This window comes from Phreatobacter sp. GW821-FHT04C01 (assembly GCF_059420385.1).
In genome coordinates this window covers 41724-56456 of sequence record NZ_JBWKTP010000013.1, presented here as the reverse complement: position 1 = coordinate 56456, position 14733 = coordinate 41724, and the positions used below count along the sequence as shown (strand labels likewise).

17 protein-coding genes are annotated in these 14733 nt (G+C 64.2%); 5 read left to right on the top strand and 12 right to left on the bottom strand.

Translation table 11 applies throughout. From position 1 onward, the window contains the following. The first annotated feature begins 246 nt into the window (after positions 1-246). Both AC07WJ_RS33195 and AC07WJ_RS33190 read left to right on the top strand, forming a co-directional pair. The gene (locus AC07WJ_RS33195; protein ID WP_494939005.1) at positions 247-648 is read left to right on the top strand and encodes a VOC family protein; all 402 of its coding nucleotides are present in this window, start codon (positions 247-249) and stop codon (positions 646-648) included. 4 nt (positions 649-652) lie between these two features. After that, positions 653-982 (top strand): nuclear transport factor 2 family protein, encoded by a 330-nt coding sequence (locus AC07WJ_RS33190; protein WP_494939004.1) that lies wholly within the window; start codon positions 653-655, stop codon positions 980-982. Here the strand turns inward: AC07WJ_RS33190 and AC07WJ_RS33185 are convergent. From AC07WJ_RS33185 to AC07WJ_RS33130, 12 genes are all read right to left on the bottom strand, one after another. Further along, the gene (locus AC07WJ_RS33185; protein WP_494939113.1) at positions 971-1213 is read right to left on the bottom strand and encodes an integrase core domain-containing protein; all 243 of its coding nucleotides are present in this window, start codon (positions 1211-1213) and stop codon (positions 971-973) included. The two genes, AC07WJ_RS33190 and AC07WJ_RS33185, sit on opposite strands and share 12 nt — an antisense overlap. Continuing rightward, a complete protein-coding gene (locus tag AC07WJ_RS33180) occupies positions 1210-1593 on the bottom strand; it encodes an IS3 family transposase (protein WP_494939003.1) in 384 nt (127 codons plus the stop codon). Before AC07WJ_RS33180 ends, AC07WJ_RS33185 begins: the two co-directional genes overlap by 4 nt. Before the next feature lie 118 nt (positions 1594-1711). After that, positions 1712-2173 carry a helix-turn-helix domain-containing protein gene (locus tag AC07WJ_RS33175; protein ID WP_494939002.1) on the bottom strand — a complete coding sequence of 154 codons (462 nt, stop codon included), beginning with the start codon at positions 2171-2173 and terminating at the stop codon, positions 1712-1714. 393 nt (positions 2174-2566) lie between these two features. Then, on the bottom strand, positions 2567-3529 hold the full coding sequence (locus AC07WJ_RS33170; protein ID WP_494939001.1) for a hypothetical protein: 963 nt from the start codon (positions 3527-3529) through the stop codon (positions 2567-2569). Then, a complete protein-coding gene (locus AC07WJ_RS33165; RefSeq protein WP_494939000.1) occupies positions 3526-4695 on the bottom strand; it encodes an AAA family ATPase in 1170 nt (389 codons plus the stop codon). Before AC07WJ_RS33165 ends, AC07WJ_RS33170 begins: the two co-directional genes overlap by 4 nt. After that, a complete protein-coding gene (locus tag AC07WJ_RS33160) occupies positions 4695-6260 on the bottom strand; it encodes a GmrSD restriction endonuclease domain-containing protein (RefSeq protein ID WP_494938999.1) in 1566 nt (521 codons plus the stop codon). Before AC07WJ_RS33160 ends, AC07WJ_RS33165 begins: the two co-directional genes overlap by 1 nt. A 196-nt stretch (positions 6261-6456) precedes the next feature. Continuing rightward, positions 6457-6975, bottom strand: a complete 519-nt coding sequence (locus AC07WJ_RS33155; protein ID WP_494938998.1) for a very short patch repair endonuclease — start codon at positions 6973-6975, stop codon at positions 6457-6459. After that, complete coding sequence (locus AC07WJ_RS33150) at positions 6972-8135, bottom strand: DNA cytosine methyltransferase (RefSeq protein WP_494938997.1); 1164 nt, start codon at positions 8133-8135, stop codon at positions 6972-6974. The genes AC07WJ_RS33155 and AC07WJ_RS33150 overlap by 4 nt, the downstream gene beginning before the upstream one ends. A 304-nt stretch (positions 8136-8439) precedes the next feature. Further along, entirely contained in the window at positions 8440-9990 is a 1551-nt protein-coding gene (gene guaA / locus AC07WJ_RS33145) for a glutamine-hydrolyzing GMP synthase (protein WP_494938996.1), read from the bottom strand. Positions 9991-10064: 74 nt separating this feature from the next. After that, the gene (locus AC07WJ_RS33140; protein ID WP_494938995.1) at positions 10065-10556 is read right to left on the bottom strand and encodes a CAP domain-containing protein; all 492 of its coding nucleotides are present in this window, start codon (positions 10554-10556) and stop codon (positions 10065-10067) included. 200 nt (positions 10557-10756) lie between these two features. Then, on the bottom strand, positions 10757-12058 hold the full coding sequence (locus tag AC07WJ_RS33135; RefSeq protein WP_494938994.1) for an RsmB/NOP family class I SAM-dependent RNA methyltransferase: 1302 nt from the start codon (positions 12056-12058) through the stop codon (positions 10757-10759). Between the two features lie 87 nt (positions 12059-12145). Then, positions 12146-13369, bottom strand: coding sequence for a GGDEF domain-containing protein (locus tag AC07WJ_RS33130; protein WP_494938993.1), 1224 nt, complete (start codon positions 13367-13369; stop codon positions 12146-12148). A gap of 86 nt (positions 13370-13455) precedes the next feature. Here AC07WJ_RS33130 and AC07WJ_RS33125 point away from each other — a divergent pair, with 86 nt between their 5' ends. From AC07WJ_RS33125 to AC07WJ_RS33115, 3 genes are all read left to right on the top strand, one after another. Next, on the top strand, positions 13456-13701 hold the full coding sequence (locus AC07WJ_RS33125; protein WP_494938992.1) for a hypothetical protein: 246 nt from the start codon (positions 13456-13458) through the stop codon (positions 13699-13701). After that, on the top strand, positions 13698-14039 hold the full coding sequence (locus tag AC07WJ_RS33120) for a hypothetical protein (RefSeq protein WP_494938991.1): 342 nt from the start codon (positions 13698-13700) through the stop codon (positions 14037-14039). The genes AC07WJ_RS33125 and AC07WJ_RS33120 overlap by 4 nt, the downstream gene beginning before the upstream one ends. 290 nt (positions 14040-14329) lie before the next feature. Beyond that, positions 14330-14680 carry a hypothetical protein gene (locus tag AC07WJ_RS33115; protein WP_494938990.1) on the top strand — a complete coding sequence of 117 codons (351 nt, stop codon included), beginning with the start codon at positions 14330-14332 and terminating at the stop codon, positions 14678-14680. Positions 14681-14733 lie beyond the last annotated feature (53 nt).

The following is a 14733-nucleotide window of genomic DNA, read 5'->3' as shown; positions in this document are numbered from 1 at the left end:
CTCCATCGCGGTGTTCCGCAAAGAAAAAGGCACTGTCGCCGTCACTCGGTATCGTCCGTCTCCGTGTTCGAGCCGGCTCCATCGGCCTGGCATCGAAACGACGAACGGAGTTTTCGGAAGCCGACATCGTCAGGCGCTTTTTTTCGGCCGCATGGTCGCCAGCCTGCTTTCCGACGACAGCAGCCGGGCCAACGTGCAAAACATCGAGGTGGCCGGTGGCGACCTCATCTGAAGCGGGAGAGCCTCATGCTCGATCACATCTTTCTGACGGTCGATGACACCGATCGCGCCGTCGCCTTTTACGAAAAGGTGCTGCCCATCCTCGGGATCACCAGCCGCGTGGATTATGACGGCCGGGATGGCCCGGCGGGTCATCCGGACCTCAAGGGCTTCGGCGCCAATGGGCGATTGTTCTTCTGGCTGAAGCCGGGGACCGCCGCCCCCGGCGCCGTGCATGTGGGCTTCGTGGCCGCGTCCGAAGAGATGGTGAACGCCGCCCACGCCGCCGCATTGGCCGCCGGCGCGACCGAGATCCACGCCCCCGGACCGCAGCTTCACTACGATCCCCGCTATTACGCCGCCCAGGTCAGGGACCTGGACGGTTACAGCCTCGAGTTCGTCTACAAGAGCTGGCAGCACGGGAATTGATGACATGAACGCCCAAAATGCCGTGCGTGCGGCCGCCGACCGGCTGATCAAGGCGACCAACGCCTTCGACGTCGAAGGCGCGCTGGCCCTGTTCACCGCGGATGCGGTGATCGCGGATCCGTCGGTGGGCGAGAGTTTCGTCGGCCATGTCGGTATCCGTGATGACCTGGAGCGGTTTTTCGTCGGCTATCACACGGTGACCCGCCTGCTGTCGGTCACCTCCGCCAGCCAAGATCGGGCGCGGGCACGCGTCGATTTCACCGGCGACTTCGGCCACGAGAGCGGGCTGCTGACTGGAGTGCACCCCTTGTTTGAGACAGGTCTAATTCAGTGACACGCGCTCGCGTTGATTGTGGTTGACCCGGCTGATTTCGGCTTCGAACTCGTCCGGTGGCGCATAGCCGAGCGCGGAATGTAGACGCTTGGTATTTTCGACGAACTCGCCGATCCGGCGCCTAGCGTCGTCAAGGTTCTTGTAGTCCTTGCCGTTCACTTCCTCCGTCTTGAGCGTCTTCATGAAGCTCTCGGCTTTGGCGTTGTCGTAGGGATTGGTCGGCCGGCTTATGCTGACGGCGATCCGGCGCGCCTCCAGCCCACGACCTTGCGCGAGAAGGCGTCGATCACCACAGCGAGATAAACGAAGGCCTCGGCCAGCCGGATGTAGGTGATGTCGCTGACCCAGATTTGATCCAGGCCGGTGGAAGCCGCCCCACGGATCAGGTTGGGGCGAACCGCGAAGCCGTGACAGCTGTCGGTGGTGCGCGGAACGAACGGCCTGGCCCGTAGGCTGAGCAGATTGTCTTCGCGCATCAATCTGAGCACCCGCTTGGCGTTGACGATCAGGCCCTGCCGCCGCAATGCATGCGTGACGCGCCGATAGCCGCAATGGCGATCGGCCAGCGCAATCCGCTGTATGAGATCGCGCAGGTCCGCGTCGTCGCGCACCGACGCGTGTGGCCCCAAATGGCGATAATAGCCGGCGCGCGATACGCCACCCAGGGCGCACAGGTGCTAGATGTTAGCATCGCGTTCGAGCAAATCTTGTTCGAGTAAGCCTTGCGACTCATCGCTCCTCTCTTGTGAGGTCATTTTTTGGATGACTTCGTAGATATGGGCGCGCGTCTGCTCGGGCTGTTCGCGTCCCAGAGCCGCAAGGCTTCGCGAAAAAATGCAGGTCGACCTGCTGACGTCCGACGACGCGCTCGAGCTCTGCGATCCGAGCTTGCGCGCTCTTCAACTCATCGACCGGCGCCGCGTTGGCGCGGGGCGGCGGCGAGAATGGTGTGTCGAACGAGGCGCCGTCCCGCACCGAGGCCGCCGCCCGTTCGCCCCCCGGCTTCGGGCCGCGCTTCTGGTTCAATCCGGCAGCCCCGCGGGCGCGATAGGCAGCGCGCCATTCATAAATCGATTTGCGAAGAACACCCATCTCGGACGCGACCGCCGAAAGCCGTTCCCCGGCTTCGACCCGCTGAACAATCTGCATCTTCAGATCCGTCGATAGACGGACCAGCTTTCGATTTGACACCTGGACCTCTCTTCCAGAGGCGTGTCACTGAATTATCGCGTGTCTCGCTTTGAGGGTCCAGTCCAATGCACCGTCACCGTAATTCCGCACAAGGCTTAAACCGCAGCCAGTTGCCTCCAATTTCCCTGTCTCATTCCAAGGGTTCGCTCCAAGCGGGCCGTCGAGGGCGCGCCGGAGCTTGGGACGCGGCTCAGGCGGCCACGCGATGGTTCGGGGCGCCGCAAGAGGTGTGTCGGCTACCTATACCGCCAACTTCGCTGCACCTGCCCGGTTCCGCGCACATCCCGCCCTGATGCCCGATCTTAACTCGGATTCGCACAACAAACGCATATGGAAGATGGCAGACGAAATAGAGAGGAGGAGTCGACACGCATAGCCGATCTCTCTTCTGTATCAGACAGTGATCTTTGGACCAATATACGCTACCAGGATCTTCTTGTGGTGCGCTTCGAGAGGCCATCGAATATGAATTCGGTAGGCAGGATGGTTAATTTTACCATGGAATGGGCAGAATATTCTTTTTCCTGGTTCATCGGGATCTGGAAATGTCATCTGTGCCCGATAGTCGTTTTTGTTAGTCGTAGACTCGTCGGTGAACCTCGCGGTGCTGCCCGAGAAGAAGTTGGCAATGATGCCGTGCGAGGCGTCCGTGTATTCGCCACTTCCGTCTCGACTCTTAACCAATCGATCTAATATCCCGAGCAATTCAAGGACACGATCAGCGACATTGGAGCTGAAGGGATGCGGCCGCAGGACGCTTGCGATATCCCCCGACAACGTCACTGCATCGAAGGCCGATCCGACCGCCGCCAGCAACTCCGGCCAACTTGTCGGCAGCGGCAACGCGGCCACAGCCGCCTTTTCCATGCTCTCAACGGAAAGATGATTTGGCACATCTACGTCGGCGATCTTGGCCTCAAGTAACCCGTGGGTGACCACGAGGGGGTCCGCGTCGCAATTGTTACCGGAATCTCGCAGGCTATAGACTGCGTCATTAGCACCGATGATTCGGCGGCGCGCCGCCTCACCCAAACCTTGGAGCGTGACGTCCTCGCCAGCGAAATGGAATAGATCCTCGGGGACGGACACCCGGTCGTCTTCCCAAAAGGGACCGGCTTGGCCCAGCCATCGAAGGATGCGTTGCTTCAAGTCCTTGTCACTATGGGCTTGCACCGCAATCCGAAACGTCTGGATTGCCGTTGCAGGTCGATCTCCAAGCAAGCGAGAACAAAGCAGGCTACTCTTTACCAGCCTAGACTTATCGCGGGCGTCCAGCAATCGACGCAGTTCTGTCAAGAAGGCTTCGGCGTTTACGAACTGCCCATTGATGGAAAGGTCGTTGATCAGAAACTTCACTGCTCGCCCCACCCCGCGAGCAACGCGAGGTCAATGTCTGCCTGATCGAAGAAACCGCTAGGCCAATGGTCCAACGAGCCCGCGGCATCGAGTGCGATCGCAGTTACGCCGGCCTCCTCGCCACCGACTTCGATGGACCTGAAGAAATGGATGCCGACGTCACGGGGCGGCACTATACCGGACAAGGCAGCACGCCGCACCCCGTTGAGCAAGTGATCGCTGTGAGTCTCGACCACAATCTGGACGCCCGCAGCTGCGAAGGCAGCAAGGATCCGCCCCATGGCCGACTGGCCGCTAGGATGTAGGTGCGCTTCTGGGCTGTCGACAACGATCGTCTGACCATCCTTCGCCAGCAGCAGCGCTACCAGCACGGGAAACACATAAGTCAGACCGTAGCCGATGTTCGCAGGCCTTCGATAGTCCTCGGTTGTGCGCGTCCGGAGCTCAAGTCGCAGGAACGATGTCCGCGCAATCCGCTGGGCGTTGGCTTCGAACCCGGGAAAAAGTTCCGCCGCCCAGGCGTTTAGCTGCCGCCGCAGGGTCGGCGCCGGCTCATGCGGATGCTTGCGAGCCGGCGCTATGTCGTCATCGAGATGGCGCTGGAACCACCACGCGGCGTACTCGCCCTGCACGCCCACGTCCGCCTGGATCAAGTCAGTTGCGTCGACGCCCGGAAAAGTGTCGGACGTGCCGGAACGTACCGCACTGATGAAAACCAATTCGCGGACTAGCTCGAACAGCATCCGATGCTCGCTCGCAAGCGCGGCAGGGTCTGGCCATCCGACGATAGTCCGGTCGGCGCCTACGGCGTCGGTGAACTCGACTGTCTCTAGCGTGAGGGCAGAGCCGACGTTCCGGTCCTCCGCGCCCAGGCGCCACCATGCGTCCAGTGTGCCCGAGCCAACGCCGATCGAGAGGTTTCGCGAGCTTCCGCCGCGGTGCTCGTTGAAAACCTCACCGGGCGTGCCCAGCCGCACGAGCGGCCCGTTGAGAGCGATGCTCGCGGTTGGCCTGCCGATTCTTAGAGCCTGGGCCATGAGCAACAACGGCTGAAGCGCAGTCGACTTTCCAGACGCGTTGAAGCCCGTTAGGAGGGTAAGGCTCGGCAGCGGCAGCGTCAGTTGCTCGAAGCACTTGAAATCTCGAAGGTGTACCCTGTCCAGCATCACAGCAGGCCCTCGATCGCCGCCGCGGCCCGTTCGAAGCGGGAACGGACCTGTCGTGTGCTGTTTGTCGAGTATGTGATGGCGTGGCTGAATTCCTCGTTCGCTATGAGCTCGCCTAGTCGCTCACGGATGGCCTGCGCATTGTTCGCGATTCTATTTGGGTCGGCGTCCGCCAGCAGCACCGAGCATACGTCGAACAGTGCGATGTTGATCACAGTCCGGAACGCGTCCTCGCCGGAGTCGGCTAACGACTTGCGAAAAGCGTGCTTTCCGAACAGAAAGATGTTCGCCTCCATGGACCTTGAGAAGGTCTGCGAGAGCAAGTGAAGTTCGTCGTCACCGGCTTCATTCATGCGCTCAAGCGCTTGCGCGAGGAAACCGTCCATATCGCCGGTCCGGTAGCTCCTCCAATTGAGCAAGCGGAACGCACAGAACCGGTTGATCGCCTCTCGATCCCGCATAGTCTTCGGGTCGAGAGATTTTCCGGTTGCGCTCAAGAACGCCGAGCTCTGCCCAGCCTCTTTCAGCCACTTAGTGGCCGGTCCATTAAAGAGGCAGTTTCTCATCTGCTGTCTGCTGAGAGGAACGCCGCTATTAACACGTTCGAAGATGTCCAGCTTGGCCCTTTCAGGAGCCTTGGCATCGAGCACGTAGAGAGTCAGCTGCGTGTCTTCGATCCGCTCGGTCAGCGCGACGGGCAAATCGGAGAAACGCAGCCCTGTCAGCGGATGGCTTAGGTTCCGCTCAAGATTGTCCAGGCCGGTTAGTGCGAAGCTGTTATCCAGGTAGCGGGCGAAGGTCGTCAGGCGTTGGAGGCCGTCTACGACGATGATGCCGCCATCCTTGGCCTCCGCGACGTAGAAGACCGGCAACGGAATTCGCATCGTGCATGACTCGATCAAGCGACTCTGTTTCGCCTGCGACCACACAAAGTCGCGCTGAAATTCGGGATCGAGCTGGTAGCGTCCCGCCCGTATCCGCTTGACCACCTCCGAGACCGTTCGTGTCTCAGTCCTGACGAAGACCGCATCAAGGGGATAATCTCCCAAACCCACCGTCGGTTGTGGACCATCCAACCCTTCTAACGCCTCGCTCGGCGGCTCCGAAGGATCGACGATCGGCTGCACGCGCTCCTGGTCAACGAGCCCGCCCGCGGTCGCGTCGATGTCAGAGCCCTCCCGAACATAGGAGGCCACCCCTTCCCAGCCATCGTCGGTGCGCACGCATATGGCGATGGCTTGGAAGAGTCCATTTTGAACGAGGCGCTGGGCAGGCTTCCCATAAGCTTCCAGGTTTCCTCCCATCGGCACGAGCGCAACGCCCAGGACCGGATGGTCGCGCAGCACACCTGGCTGCCGGAACCGAACGTCGAAATTACCGGGCTTGCTAACCCAGTAGACCGCGACACGTCGTGATTCTAGACCCGTTCGTGACGCGATCCAAGCGCGGGTTGGATCGAATTTGTTCGCACTCGGTGCGCTCAGGTCGACCGGACCCAACAGATTCCCGAGCTCGACGAGAGCCAAGCGATTGCGATGCCATCCCTCGTCGGTTCGCTCGGACACCGCCGCTTCCTCGCTGCTTGCGCTTTTGCTGATCGTCGGATTCCGCCTTGTCTTTCCCACAAATCGCGAGGGATCGAAAGGCCTTCTGTCGCGCGGCCGAGATTGCTTTGTCTTGACCCTTCTCGCCCGCCGATCTGGCAGACGCGCGGCACGGCTACGCGAAGGTAATAAGGACGGCGCGCGGGAAGGCGCAACATCAGGTGCCGCCAGCGTCCTGATCAGCATAATCACCCAGATGGATACTTCGTCGTTCCTCGACCGCCCCAGTCACCCACGGTTCCGCAGGCCTTCCGGGGATCAGCTTCAACGCCCTGGAAAGTGCCATCTCTAACGCCCGCCCGTCGCGGGCATTACACTCACACTCCCAGACGACGGCCACGCGAAAACCGCTCCCGCGCAGTTCACGGATAGCGCGGGCGTCTCGTCGGCGATTTCGTTCGAACTTGTCCGTCCAAAACGACGCATTCGCCTTCGGCACGGTCGCACGTGTGCAGTTCGTGTGGTGATGCCAGTAGCAACCGTTTACGAAGACTGTCCACGCGCCACACCTATTCGCAAAATCGGGTGAGCCAACCAACGACCGTACGTTCCGGCGGTACCGAAGTCCGAGGCTGCGGAGACAGGCACCTACTACCCCCTCGGCGGGTGTACCGAATCGCTTAACACGCCTCATCCACTCGCTGCGCTTCGGGTCGGTGGGCTTCGCGGCCCTCATTCCGCGGCAATCGCAAGTGGTGCAACATCGTTCCGCTCGACGCTGTCGAGGTGAGCCCTGACTCTCTCACGAAAGCCCGGCACGAACCGAAGCTGACTCCGCTCCGTCCTTGACAGGAAACCGCGCGTCGCCCTCGCGGAGAGCGCCTTGCCGCCAAATTTGAGGAAATCGGCCAGCGGTTCGCGCTCGTGCCAGACTGGATACGCACCAATTTCGATCCGGTGGCGGCGCGTCCCGTCGAAGCGAGCCGATCGCGGCCAACGGCCGTCTGCCGGGAGTACGCCATCTCTGGATTGATCATACACGCCAGGCGTTTGCAGTCGCTTACCGAGCCACTCTGCCAACGGTCGGGTGACTGCGTTACCAACCAGCGACCAACGGAGCGAACGCCGCGCGACTGCCTCTGCCGGCTCGGTCCAATCCGCCTCAAAACCCTGAAGCCTTTCAGCGTCGCGAATGTCGGGCGTCACGATTTTTCCGTCGGGGAGGAGGATTGCCGGCGGCGAAGCTATGCCCACGGTCGAGCCATTCTTGAGAGTCGGGATGCCGTCCGGCGCCCAGCCAAGCCCGCGGATGCCCTCGGTCCAGTAGAACCCGTGCGCATGCGTGTCGAGTGAGGTCGGTGCTTCGGGAGCCGCAGCGTCATCGATGCACAACACGGAAGCGGGATCCACGTCCGTCAGCGTCGCGACGACGACGACGCGCTCGCGACGCTGTGGCACGAAGGCGCGCGAGTTGACGACTCGATATGCCCAGCGATAGCCACGTTCCTCAAACGCCTCCACCAGGGTCCGCATGCCGCGGCCCCGGTCGAGCTGAAGCATAAAGGATACGTTCTCAAGGACAACCCAGGGTACACGTCGGCGATCGAGCAGACGGAATACGTGCCCGACAAGGCCGGAGCGCTGGCCTACGATCCCAGCGGTCAACCCAGCTTGGCTGAGATCCTGGCAGGGGAAGCCCGCAACGAGCGCCTCAGTAGTACTCGGCAGATCGGGCAAGTCGATGACGTCGCGCCAAAGCTCGACATTAGGGAATCTGGCTGAGAGGACAGCGCGCGCAGGATCCCATATTTCGCAAAGTAGATCGGTCTCATGGCCCGCAGATGCCAAGCCTGCCTCCACTCCTCCAATACCCGCGAACAATCCTGCAATACGCATCTCACCCCCTACGCTTTAGGCCAGACTGATCGAATCCATCGCTCAATTCTTCCCGGCGGCGCGCCGAAGCACAACCGATGAAGACGTCTATTTCGCTTGAGCACTAAAGACATGCAGGACTATGCGACCCTAGCATGCGTCGGCGTAGTTTTGGCTGAATTGTAGGGTCGAAAGAGTCGGTGATTCCAAATCCACCCTATGCGACCAACAGGCATTTCCGATGATTCACGCGGACAGTGAATTGAACTCTCTCTAAATCACTGTATTTCTACAACCAACTACCACGACGCACGCAGGTTTCCCCTCACTCCCACTCAATCGTCCCCGGCGGCTTGCTCGTCACGTCATAAACCACCCGATTAATCCCCCTCACCTCGTTGATGATCCGCGTCGCGGCGCGGCCGAGGAAGTTCATGTCGAAGGGGTAGAAATCGGCGGTCATGCCGTCGACCGAGGTCACCGCGCGCAGCGCGCAGACATGGTCATAGGTGCGGCCGTCGCCCATCACGCCGACGGTTTTCACCGGCAGCAGCACGGCGAAGGCCTGCCAGATGATGTCGTAGAGGCCGGCCTTGCGGATCTCGTCGAGATAGATCGCGTCGGCCTGGCGCAGGATGTCGAGCTTTTCCGGCGTGATCTCGCCGGGAATGCGGATGGCAAGGCCCGGGCCCGGGAAGGGATGGCGGCCGACGAAGCTTGCCGGCAGGCCGAGCTCGCGGCCGAGCGCCCTCACCTCGTCCTTGAACAGTTCGCGCAAGGGTTCAACGAGCTGCATGTTCATGCGCTCGGGCAGGCCGCCGACATTGTGGTGGCTCTTGATGGTGACCGAGGGGCCGCCGGTGAACGAGATGCTCTCGATCACGTCGGGATAAAGCGTGCCCTGGGCCAGGAAATCGGCGCCGCCCACCGCCTTGGCCTCCTTCTCGAAGACCTCGATGAACAGCCGGCCAATGGTCTTGCGCTTGGCCTCGGGATCGGTGACGCCGGCGAGTTCGCCGAGGAACAGGTCGGCGGCGTCCACATGGACCAGCGGGATGTTGTAATGGTCGCGGAACAGGCCGACGACCTCCTTGGCCTCGTCCTGGCGCATCAGGCCGTGGTCGACGAAGACGCAGGTCAGCTGGCTGCCGATGGCTTCGTGGATCAGCACGGCAGCAACCGATGAATCGACCCCGCCGGAGAGGCCGCAAATCACCTTGCCGCGGCCGACCTGGGCGCGGATGCGGGCAATGGCCTCCTGGCGGAAGGCGCCCATGGTCCAGTCGCCGGTGGCGCCGGCAATGTTCTTGACGAAGTTCTGGATCAGCTTGGCGCCGTCGGGCGTGTGCACCACTTCGGGGTGGAACTGCACGGCGTAATAATTGCGCGCCTCGTCGGCAATGGCCGCGAAGGGCGCGTTCTCGGAGGTGGCGACCACCTCGAAGCCCTCGGGGATGGCGGTGACGCGGTCGCCATGGCTCATCCAGACCTGGTGCCGGCTGCCCGGTTCCCAGACGCCCTGGAAGAGCTTGGTGCTCTTCTTCACATCGAGGAAGGCGCGGCCGAATTCGCGGTGATGGCCGGCTTCCACCTTGCCGCCCAGCTGTTCCGCCATGGTCTGCTCGCCATAGCAGATGCCGAAGACCGGCAGCTTGTCGTCGAAGATCAGCTGCGGCGCGCGCGGCGAGAAGTCCTCGGTGACGGAAGCCGGGCTGCCGGAGAGGATCACGCCCTTGGGCCTCAAGGCCTTGTAGGCCTTTTCGGCGTTCTGGAACGGGTGGATCTCGCAATAGACGCCGGCCTCGCGTACGCGGCGGGCGATCAGCTGGGTGACCTGGGAGCCGAAATCGATGATCAGGATGGTGTCGTGCGTCATCCGCTTCGGTTACGACCAAGCCCGTCCGCTTGCAAGCCCCGCGCCGCGCGATCCCCATTCCGAGGCCGCTCGGCTCAGCGCGCCAGGATGAGCGTCCAGAACGGCCGGCCGCCGGCGCCGACCGCCCGCGCGAAGCCGGCGCGGGTCATCGTCCGGTTGAGCATATTGGCATTGTGGGCATAGGAGCCGCGCCAACCGGCCACCGCTTCGCCGACGCTCGCATAACCGTAACCGATATTCTCGGCGGAATCGCCGATGCCATGCCGCCGCATGCGCGCCTGGAAGGCGCCGCCGACGTCATGAGACATAGTGCCGGCCGCCGCCATGGCGCGCGATTGCTCGGCCGCGGCGGCGGTGAGTTTCGGATCGAGCCGGAGCGGGCCCATCCAGGATGAGGCGCGGTAGGCGTTGATCATTTGGATGGCTGCTGCCGCTTCGCGGGTCGAGGCCTGGCGGGAGGCGGTTTCCCGTGCCGCCATCTGGCGGGTCTGGGGCGCGGCCTGGGTGGCGGCCGGGACGAGGAGAAGGCCGGCGGCGAGCGCCGGGGCGATGAGGCGAGAGGCCAAGGCGGGGTTCCCTGATCGGAGTGCTGGCGGGCGAGAATGCCCGGAAAGCCATGCCAATTGGTCAATTCTGCAGCGGGGATTTGACCGAACCGGGTCGGAGCGCGCGAACCCTCACCCACGAAGGCGTGGGCGAGGCTTGATGCACGGCGGGCGCGGCATCATCCCCTACTCGCCATTCGCCATTCGCTATTCGCCACGCACTAAGTGCGTTCGATGATCGCCAGATAGAACCCGTCCGTGCCGGTGCGCAGCGGCGTCAGCTGCAGGCCGAGGCCGGCGGGCGAGACGAGGTCGTCGCGTTCCGAGAGCGTGTCGGGCGCCAGAGCCAGCACCTCACCGGGGTCGACGGAGGCGAAATCCGGGTGGGTTTCCAGGAAGGCGGCGACCCGCTCGTCGTTCTCGCAAGGCAGAACCGAACAGGTGACATAGGCGATGCGGCCGCCGCGCCTGACCAGGGGTTCGGCGCGCGACAGCACGAAATCCTGATCCTTCATGCGTTCGGCCAGCGCGCCCGGGCGAACCCGCCATTTGGTGTCGGGATTGCGCCGCCAGGTGCCGATGCCGGTGCAGGGCGCGTCGACGAGCACCAGGTCGATCTTGCCCTGGAGATCGGCGAGCGGCTCGTCCGCCCTGCCCTTCGGCGTGCGCACCTGGACGTTGCGGGCCCCTGCCCGGGTCAGCCGCTCATGGATCGGGGCGAGCCGGCGCATATCGGAATCGGTCGCATAGATCTGGCCGGAATTGTCCATCAGCGCCGAGAGCTCGAGCGTCTTGCCGCCGCCGCCGGCGCAGAGATCGACCACCTGCATGTCGGGCGCGGCCCCGGCCATCATGGCGACCAGTTGCGAGCCTTCGTCCTGGATCTCGAACAGGCCCTTCAGGAATTCCGGCGTCACCTGCAAGGTCGGGCCGCGGCCGTCCTCGCCGGCGGAGAAGCGCAAGCCGGTCGGCGCATGCGGCGTCATCTCAGGCGCCAGATGGCTGAGCGCCGGCATCAGGCGGTTGCGCTCGGTCTTCAGCGTGTTGACGCGGATGTCGATCGGCGCGCGGGCCGAGAGCGCCCGCATCTCGGCCACCGTCTCGTCGCCGAAGGCCGCGGCGAGCTCGTCGCTCAGCCAGTCCGGAAAGTCGCCGGCAATGGCGGCCGGCGCGTCGTCGAGATCGAGCGCGTCGAGCCGGCGGGCTTCGTCATCGGTGAGCGGCTCGGGCGCGAAGCGTTCGCCGGTGCACAGCGCCGCGATGGCCGCGCGGTCGAGCCCGCGGGCGAGCGCCAGGGCGCCGAGCAGCACGGCGCGCGGGCTCTCGTCGCCCATGACATGGGCGGCGGAGGCGCGCCGGCGCAGCGCGTCATAGACCAGGCTGGCAATGGCCGCGCGGTCTTTCGACCCGGCGAAACGGTGCGCCAGGCCCCAATCCTTCAGGGCATCGGGCGCCGGGCGGCGGCGGGCGGCGATATCGGCCAGGACCTCGATGGCGGCGGACAGGCGGGCGGACGGGATCACGGCGGCTCCTTGGAAGGCCGTGGTGGTAGCCGCTGGCGGCGGTCGAGAGCAAGGAGAAACGGCCGGCGGCCGGATCGGGCCGGCCGGTCAGGCCGCGCGCGCAGGCCGGCCGGAGGGCAGAATGCCGGATGGAACCGGGCGCACCTGGTTGCGGCCGGCGGCCTTGGCTTCGTAAAGCGCGGCATCGGCCGCGACGATGGCGGCGGTGAGGCTCGCGGCATCGCCGAGCGAGCCGGTGCCGACCCCGACGCTGAGCGTGACATGACCGGCCTGGGAGCGCAGGTGCGGCACGGCGAGCCGCTCGACCGCCGCGCGCATGCGTTCGGCCGTGCGCAGGCCGTCGGCGAGATCGGCGTCGGGCAGGATGGCGACGAATTCCTCGCCGCCATAACGGCCGAGGATGTCGGCGCCGTCGCGCAGCACCTCGCGGGCCGCGGCGCCGATCAGCGCCAGGCAGCGGTCGCCGGCGGGATGGCCATATTGGTCGTTGAAGCCCTTGAAATGGTCGACATCGATCATCAGAACGGCGAAACACCGCGGCACGGCCTGCGATCCCGCGAACAGGGCCGCGACATGGCTGTCGACGCCGCGCCGGTTGGCGAGACCGGTCAGGGCATCGACATGCGACATGCGCGCGAGGTCATCGGCGGTCCGCTGCAGGCTCTCGGCGGCCAGATTGTCCTTCAGGCGCAGCAGATAGAGGCGCCGGAGGTCACGCTCGATATAATAATTGGCGATCAGCGTGACGCCGATCGTCACCATCAGGCCGAAGGAGGCGGTGATGGTCGCGGCCACCGGCATGTCGGGATGAAACAGGCAGGCCAGGCCGTGCGCCACCACGATCGCGGCGGAGGCCGCGGTGCCATAGGCCAATGACGGCCGCATGGCCGAGTTGGCATACATCACCACCAGCACGATGAAATATTGGTAGTGGCTGGCGAGCGGGCTGCGCGACGACATGAAGACCCAGAGAATGCCGGCGACAATGGCCAGCGGAATGCTCGCCACCAGAAGATCGCATCGCCGCGGATCCAGGGTGCGGCGCAGCAGCACGGCCGCCGCCAGCAGCCACGGCGTGACCAGCATGAGATGGACGATCAGGCTCAGCCCGAAGCTGTCGGGCACCAGCAGCGCGTCGCCGACCAGGAACACGTTGTAGACGACCACGGTGCGGAGCGTGATGATTTCGAGAGCCTTGGCCCGGCGCGGCGCCATATCGGCCGCGAAGCGCCGTTCGAGCTTGCTCGGGAACGACAGATCCCAGCGCCTGACCGATGCCGCTTTCGCCACATCGTCGGCCGTGACTTTCACCTGGCTCGCCATAGCCCGATCGCCTGTCCACGTCCGCCCCGCCGGAAGACTGGCCAGCAAGCGTGAACGAGGGGCTAATCCGATCGGTGAAATACGGCCAGATCGCGCAAAAATATCGCAAATTGTCACGATTTGCCGGAGAAATGGTTGACCGTTTCCTGTCCGGAGGTCGACCGGCGCCTGATATGCCGCGCCGCCGGCGCGCCGGCGTCCATTTCGCCGCGCGGCGAAAAATCTTCACGCCGCGCATGAACCTTCCCGCCGCCTGGGATGACCCATGGGCATGGGGCGAAATTCCCGAAGCCCACCACACCCAAGGAGCACGTCCATGACCTCTCTCAAGACCCTTGCCCTCGCCGCCACCGCCATTGCCGGTCTCGGCCTGTTCGCCATAAACGATGCCGAGGCCCGCGGCTTCGGCGGCCGCGGCGGCGGCGGCGGTTTCCGCGCCGGTGGCTTCCACGGCGGCGGCCTGCGCCACGGCGGCATGCATTTCGGCGGGCGCCACTTCGCCGGTCATCGCCACGGCCACTGGCGCGGCGGCCGCTGGATCGGCCTCGGCGTGGTCGGTGTCGGCGCCACCGTCATCGCTTCCGACTGCTACCGCTACCGCTGGTTCGACACGCCCTATGGCCTGGTCCGGCGCACCGTCAATATCTGCGCCTACTGATCCCTCTTCCTCCCGCATTCCTCCCGTTTCCACCTTGGCCCCGGTCGCAAGACCGGGGTTTTTCTTGGTCGGTGCTCAGGACGCGACGGCCTTCGGTTTTGCCAATCGAGATTGAAGCGCCCCTCGAAGGACGGCTTTCCTCAGTGCAGTGCCCGTCAATTCGAAACGATCCACCGGACCGCGCGCGCAAAAAAATAATCTCCCACGCATCGAACCTTTCTCGCGGCCGAGGTGACCCATGGGCATGGGGCGATAATCCCTCAAGCCCACTCAACCCAAGGATCGATACGATGACCTCGCTCAAGACGCTCGCTCTCGCCGCCACCGCCATTGCCGGCCTCGGCCTGTTCGCCATGAATGATGCCGAAGCCCGCGGTTTCGGCGGCCGCGGCGGCGGCTTCCACGGCGGCGGCATGCGCCATGGCGGTTTTCATGGCGGCGGCCTGCGCCACGGCGGCATGCATTTCGGCGGTCGCCACTTCGCCGGCCATCGCCACGGGCACTGGCGCGGCGGCCGCTGGATCGGCCTCGGCGTGGTCGGGGTCGGCGCCACCGTCATCGCATCCGACTGCTACCGCTACCGCTGGGTCGATACCCCCTACGGCCTGGTTCGCCGCACGGTGAACGTCTGCGCCTATTGAGCGCCGGAGGGCGGCCATGCCGCCCGTCCCTGCCCGGCCCCGGTCGCAAGACC

What these genes read in the sequence shown, in the direction of transcription:
- AC07WJ_RS33195 (WP_494939005.1), top strand. Translation starts at nt 247, where the DNA reads ATGCTCGATCACATCTTTCTGACGGTCGATGACACCGATCGCGCCGTC.
- AC07WJ_RS33190 (WP_494939004.1), top strand. Translation starts at nt 653, where the DNA reads ATGAACGCCCAAAATGCCGTGCGTGCGGCCGCCGACCGGCTGATCAAG.
- AC07WJ_RS33165 (WP_494939000.1), bottom strand. Translation starts at nt 4,695, where the DNA reads ATGCTGGACAGGGTACACCTTCGAGATTTCAAGTGCTTCGAGCAACTG.
- AC07WJ_RS33155 (WP_494938998.1), bottom strand. Translation starts at nt 6,975, where the DNA reads ATGAGGGCCGCGAAGCCCACCGACCCGAAGCGCAGCGAGTGGATGAGG.
- AC07WJ_RS33150 (WP_494938997.1), bottom strand. Translation starts at nt 8,135, where the DNA reads ATGCGTATTGCAGGATTGTTCGCGGGTATTGGAGGAGTGGAGGCAGGC.
- guaA (WP_494938996.1), bottom strand. Translation starts at nt 9,990, where the DNA reads ATGACGCACGACACCATCCTGATCATCGATTTCGGCTCCCAGGTCACC.
- AC07WJ_RS33120 (WP_494938991.1), top strand. Translation starts at nt 13,698, where the DNA reads ATGACCTCTCTCAAGACCCTTGCCCTCGCCGCCACCGCCATTGCCGGT.
- AC07WJ_RS33115 (WP_494938990.1), top strand. Translation starts at nt 14,330, where the DNA reads ATGACCTCGCTCAAGACGCTCGCTCTCGCCGCCACCGCCATTGCCGGC.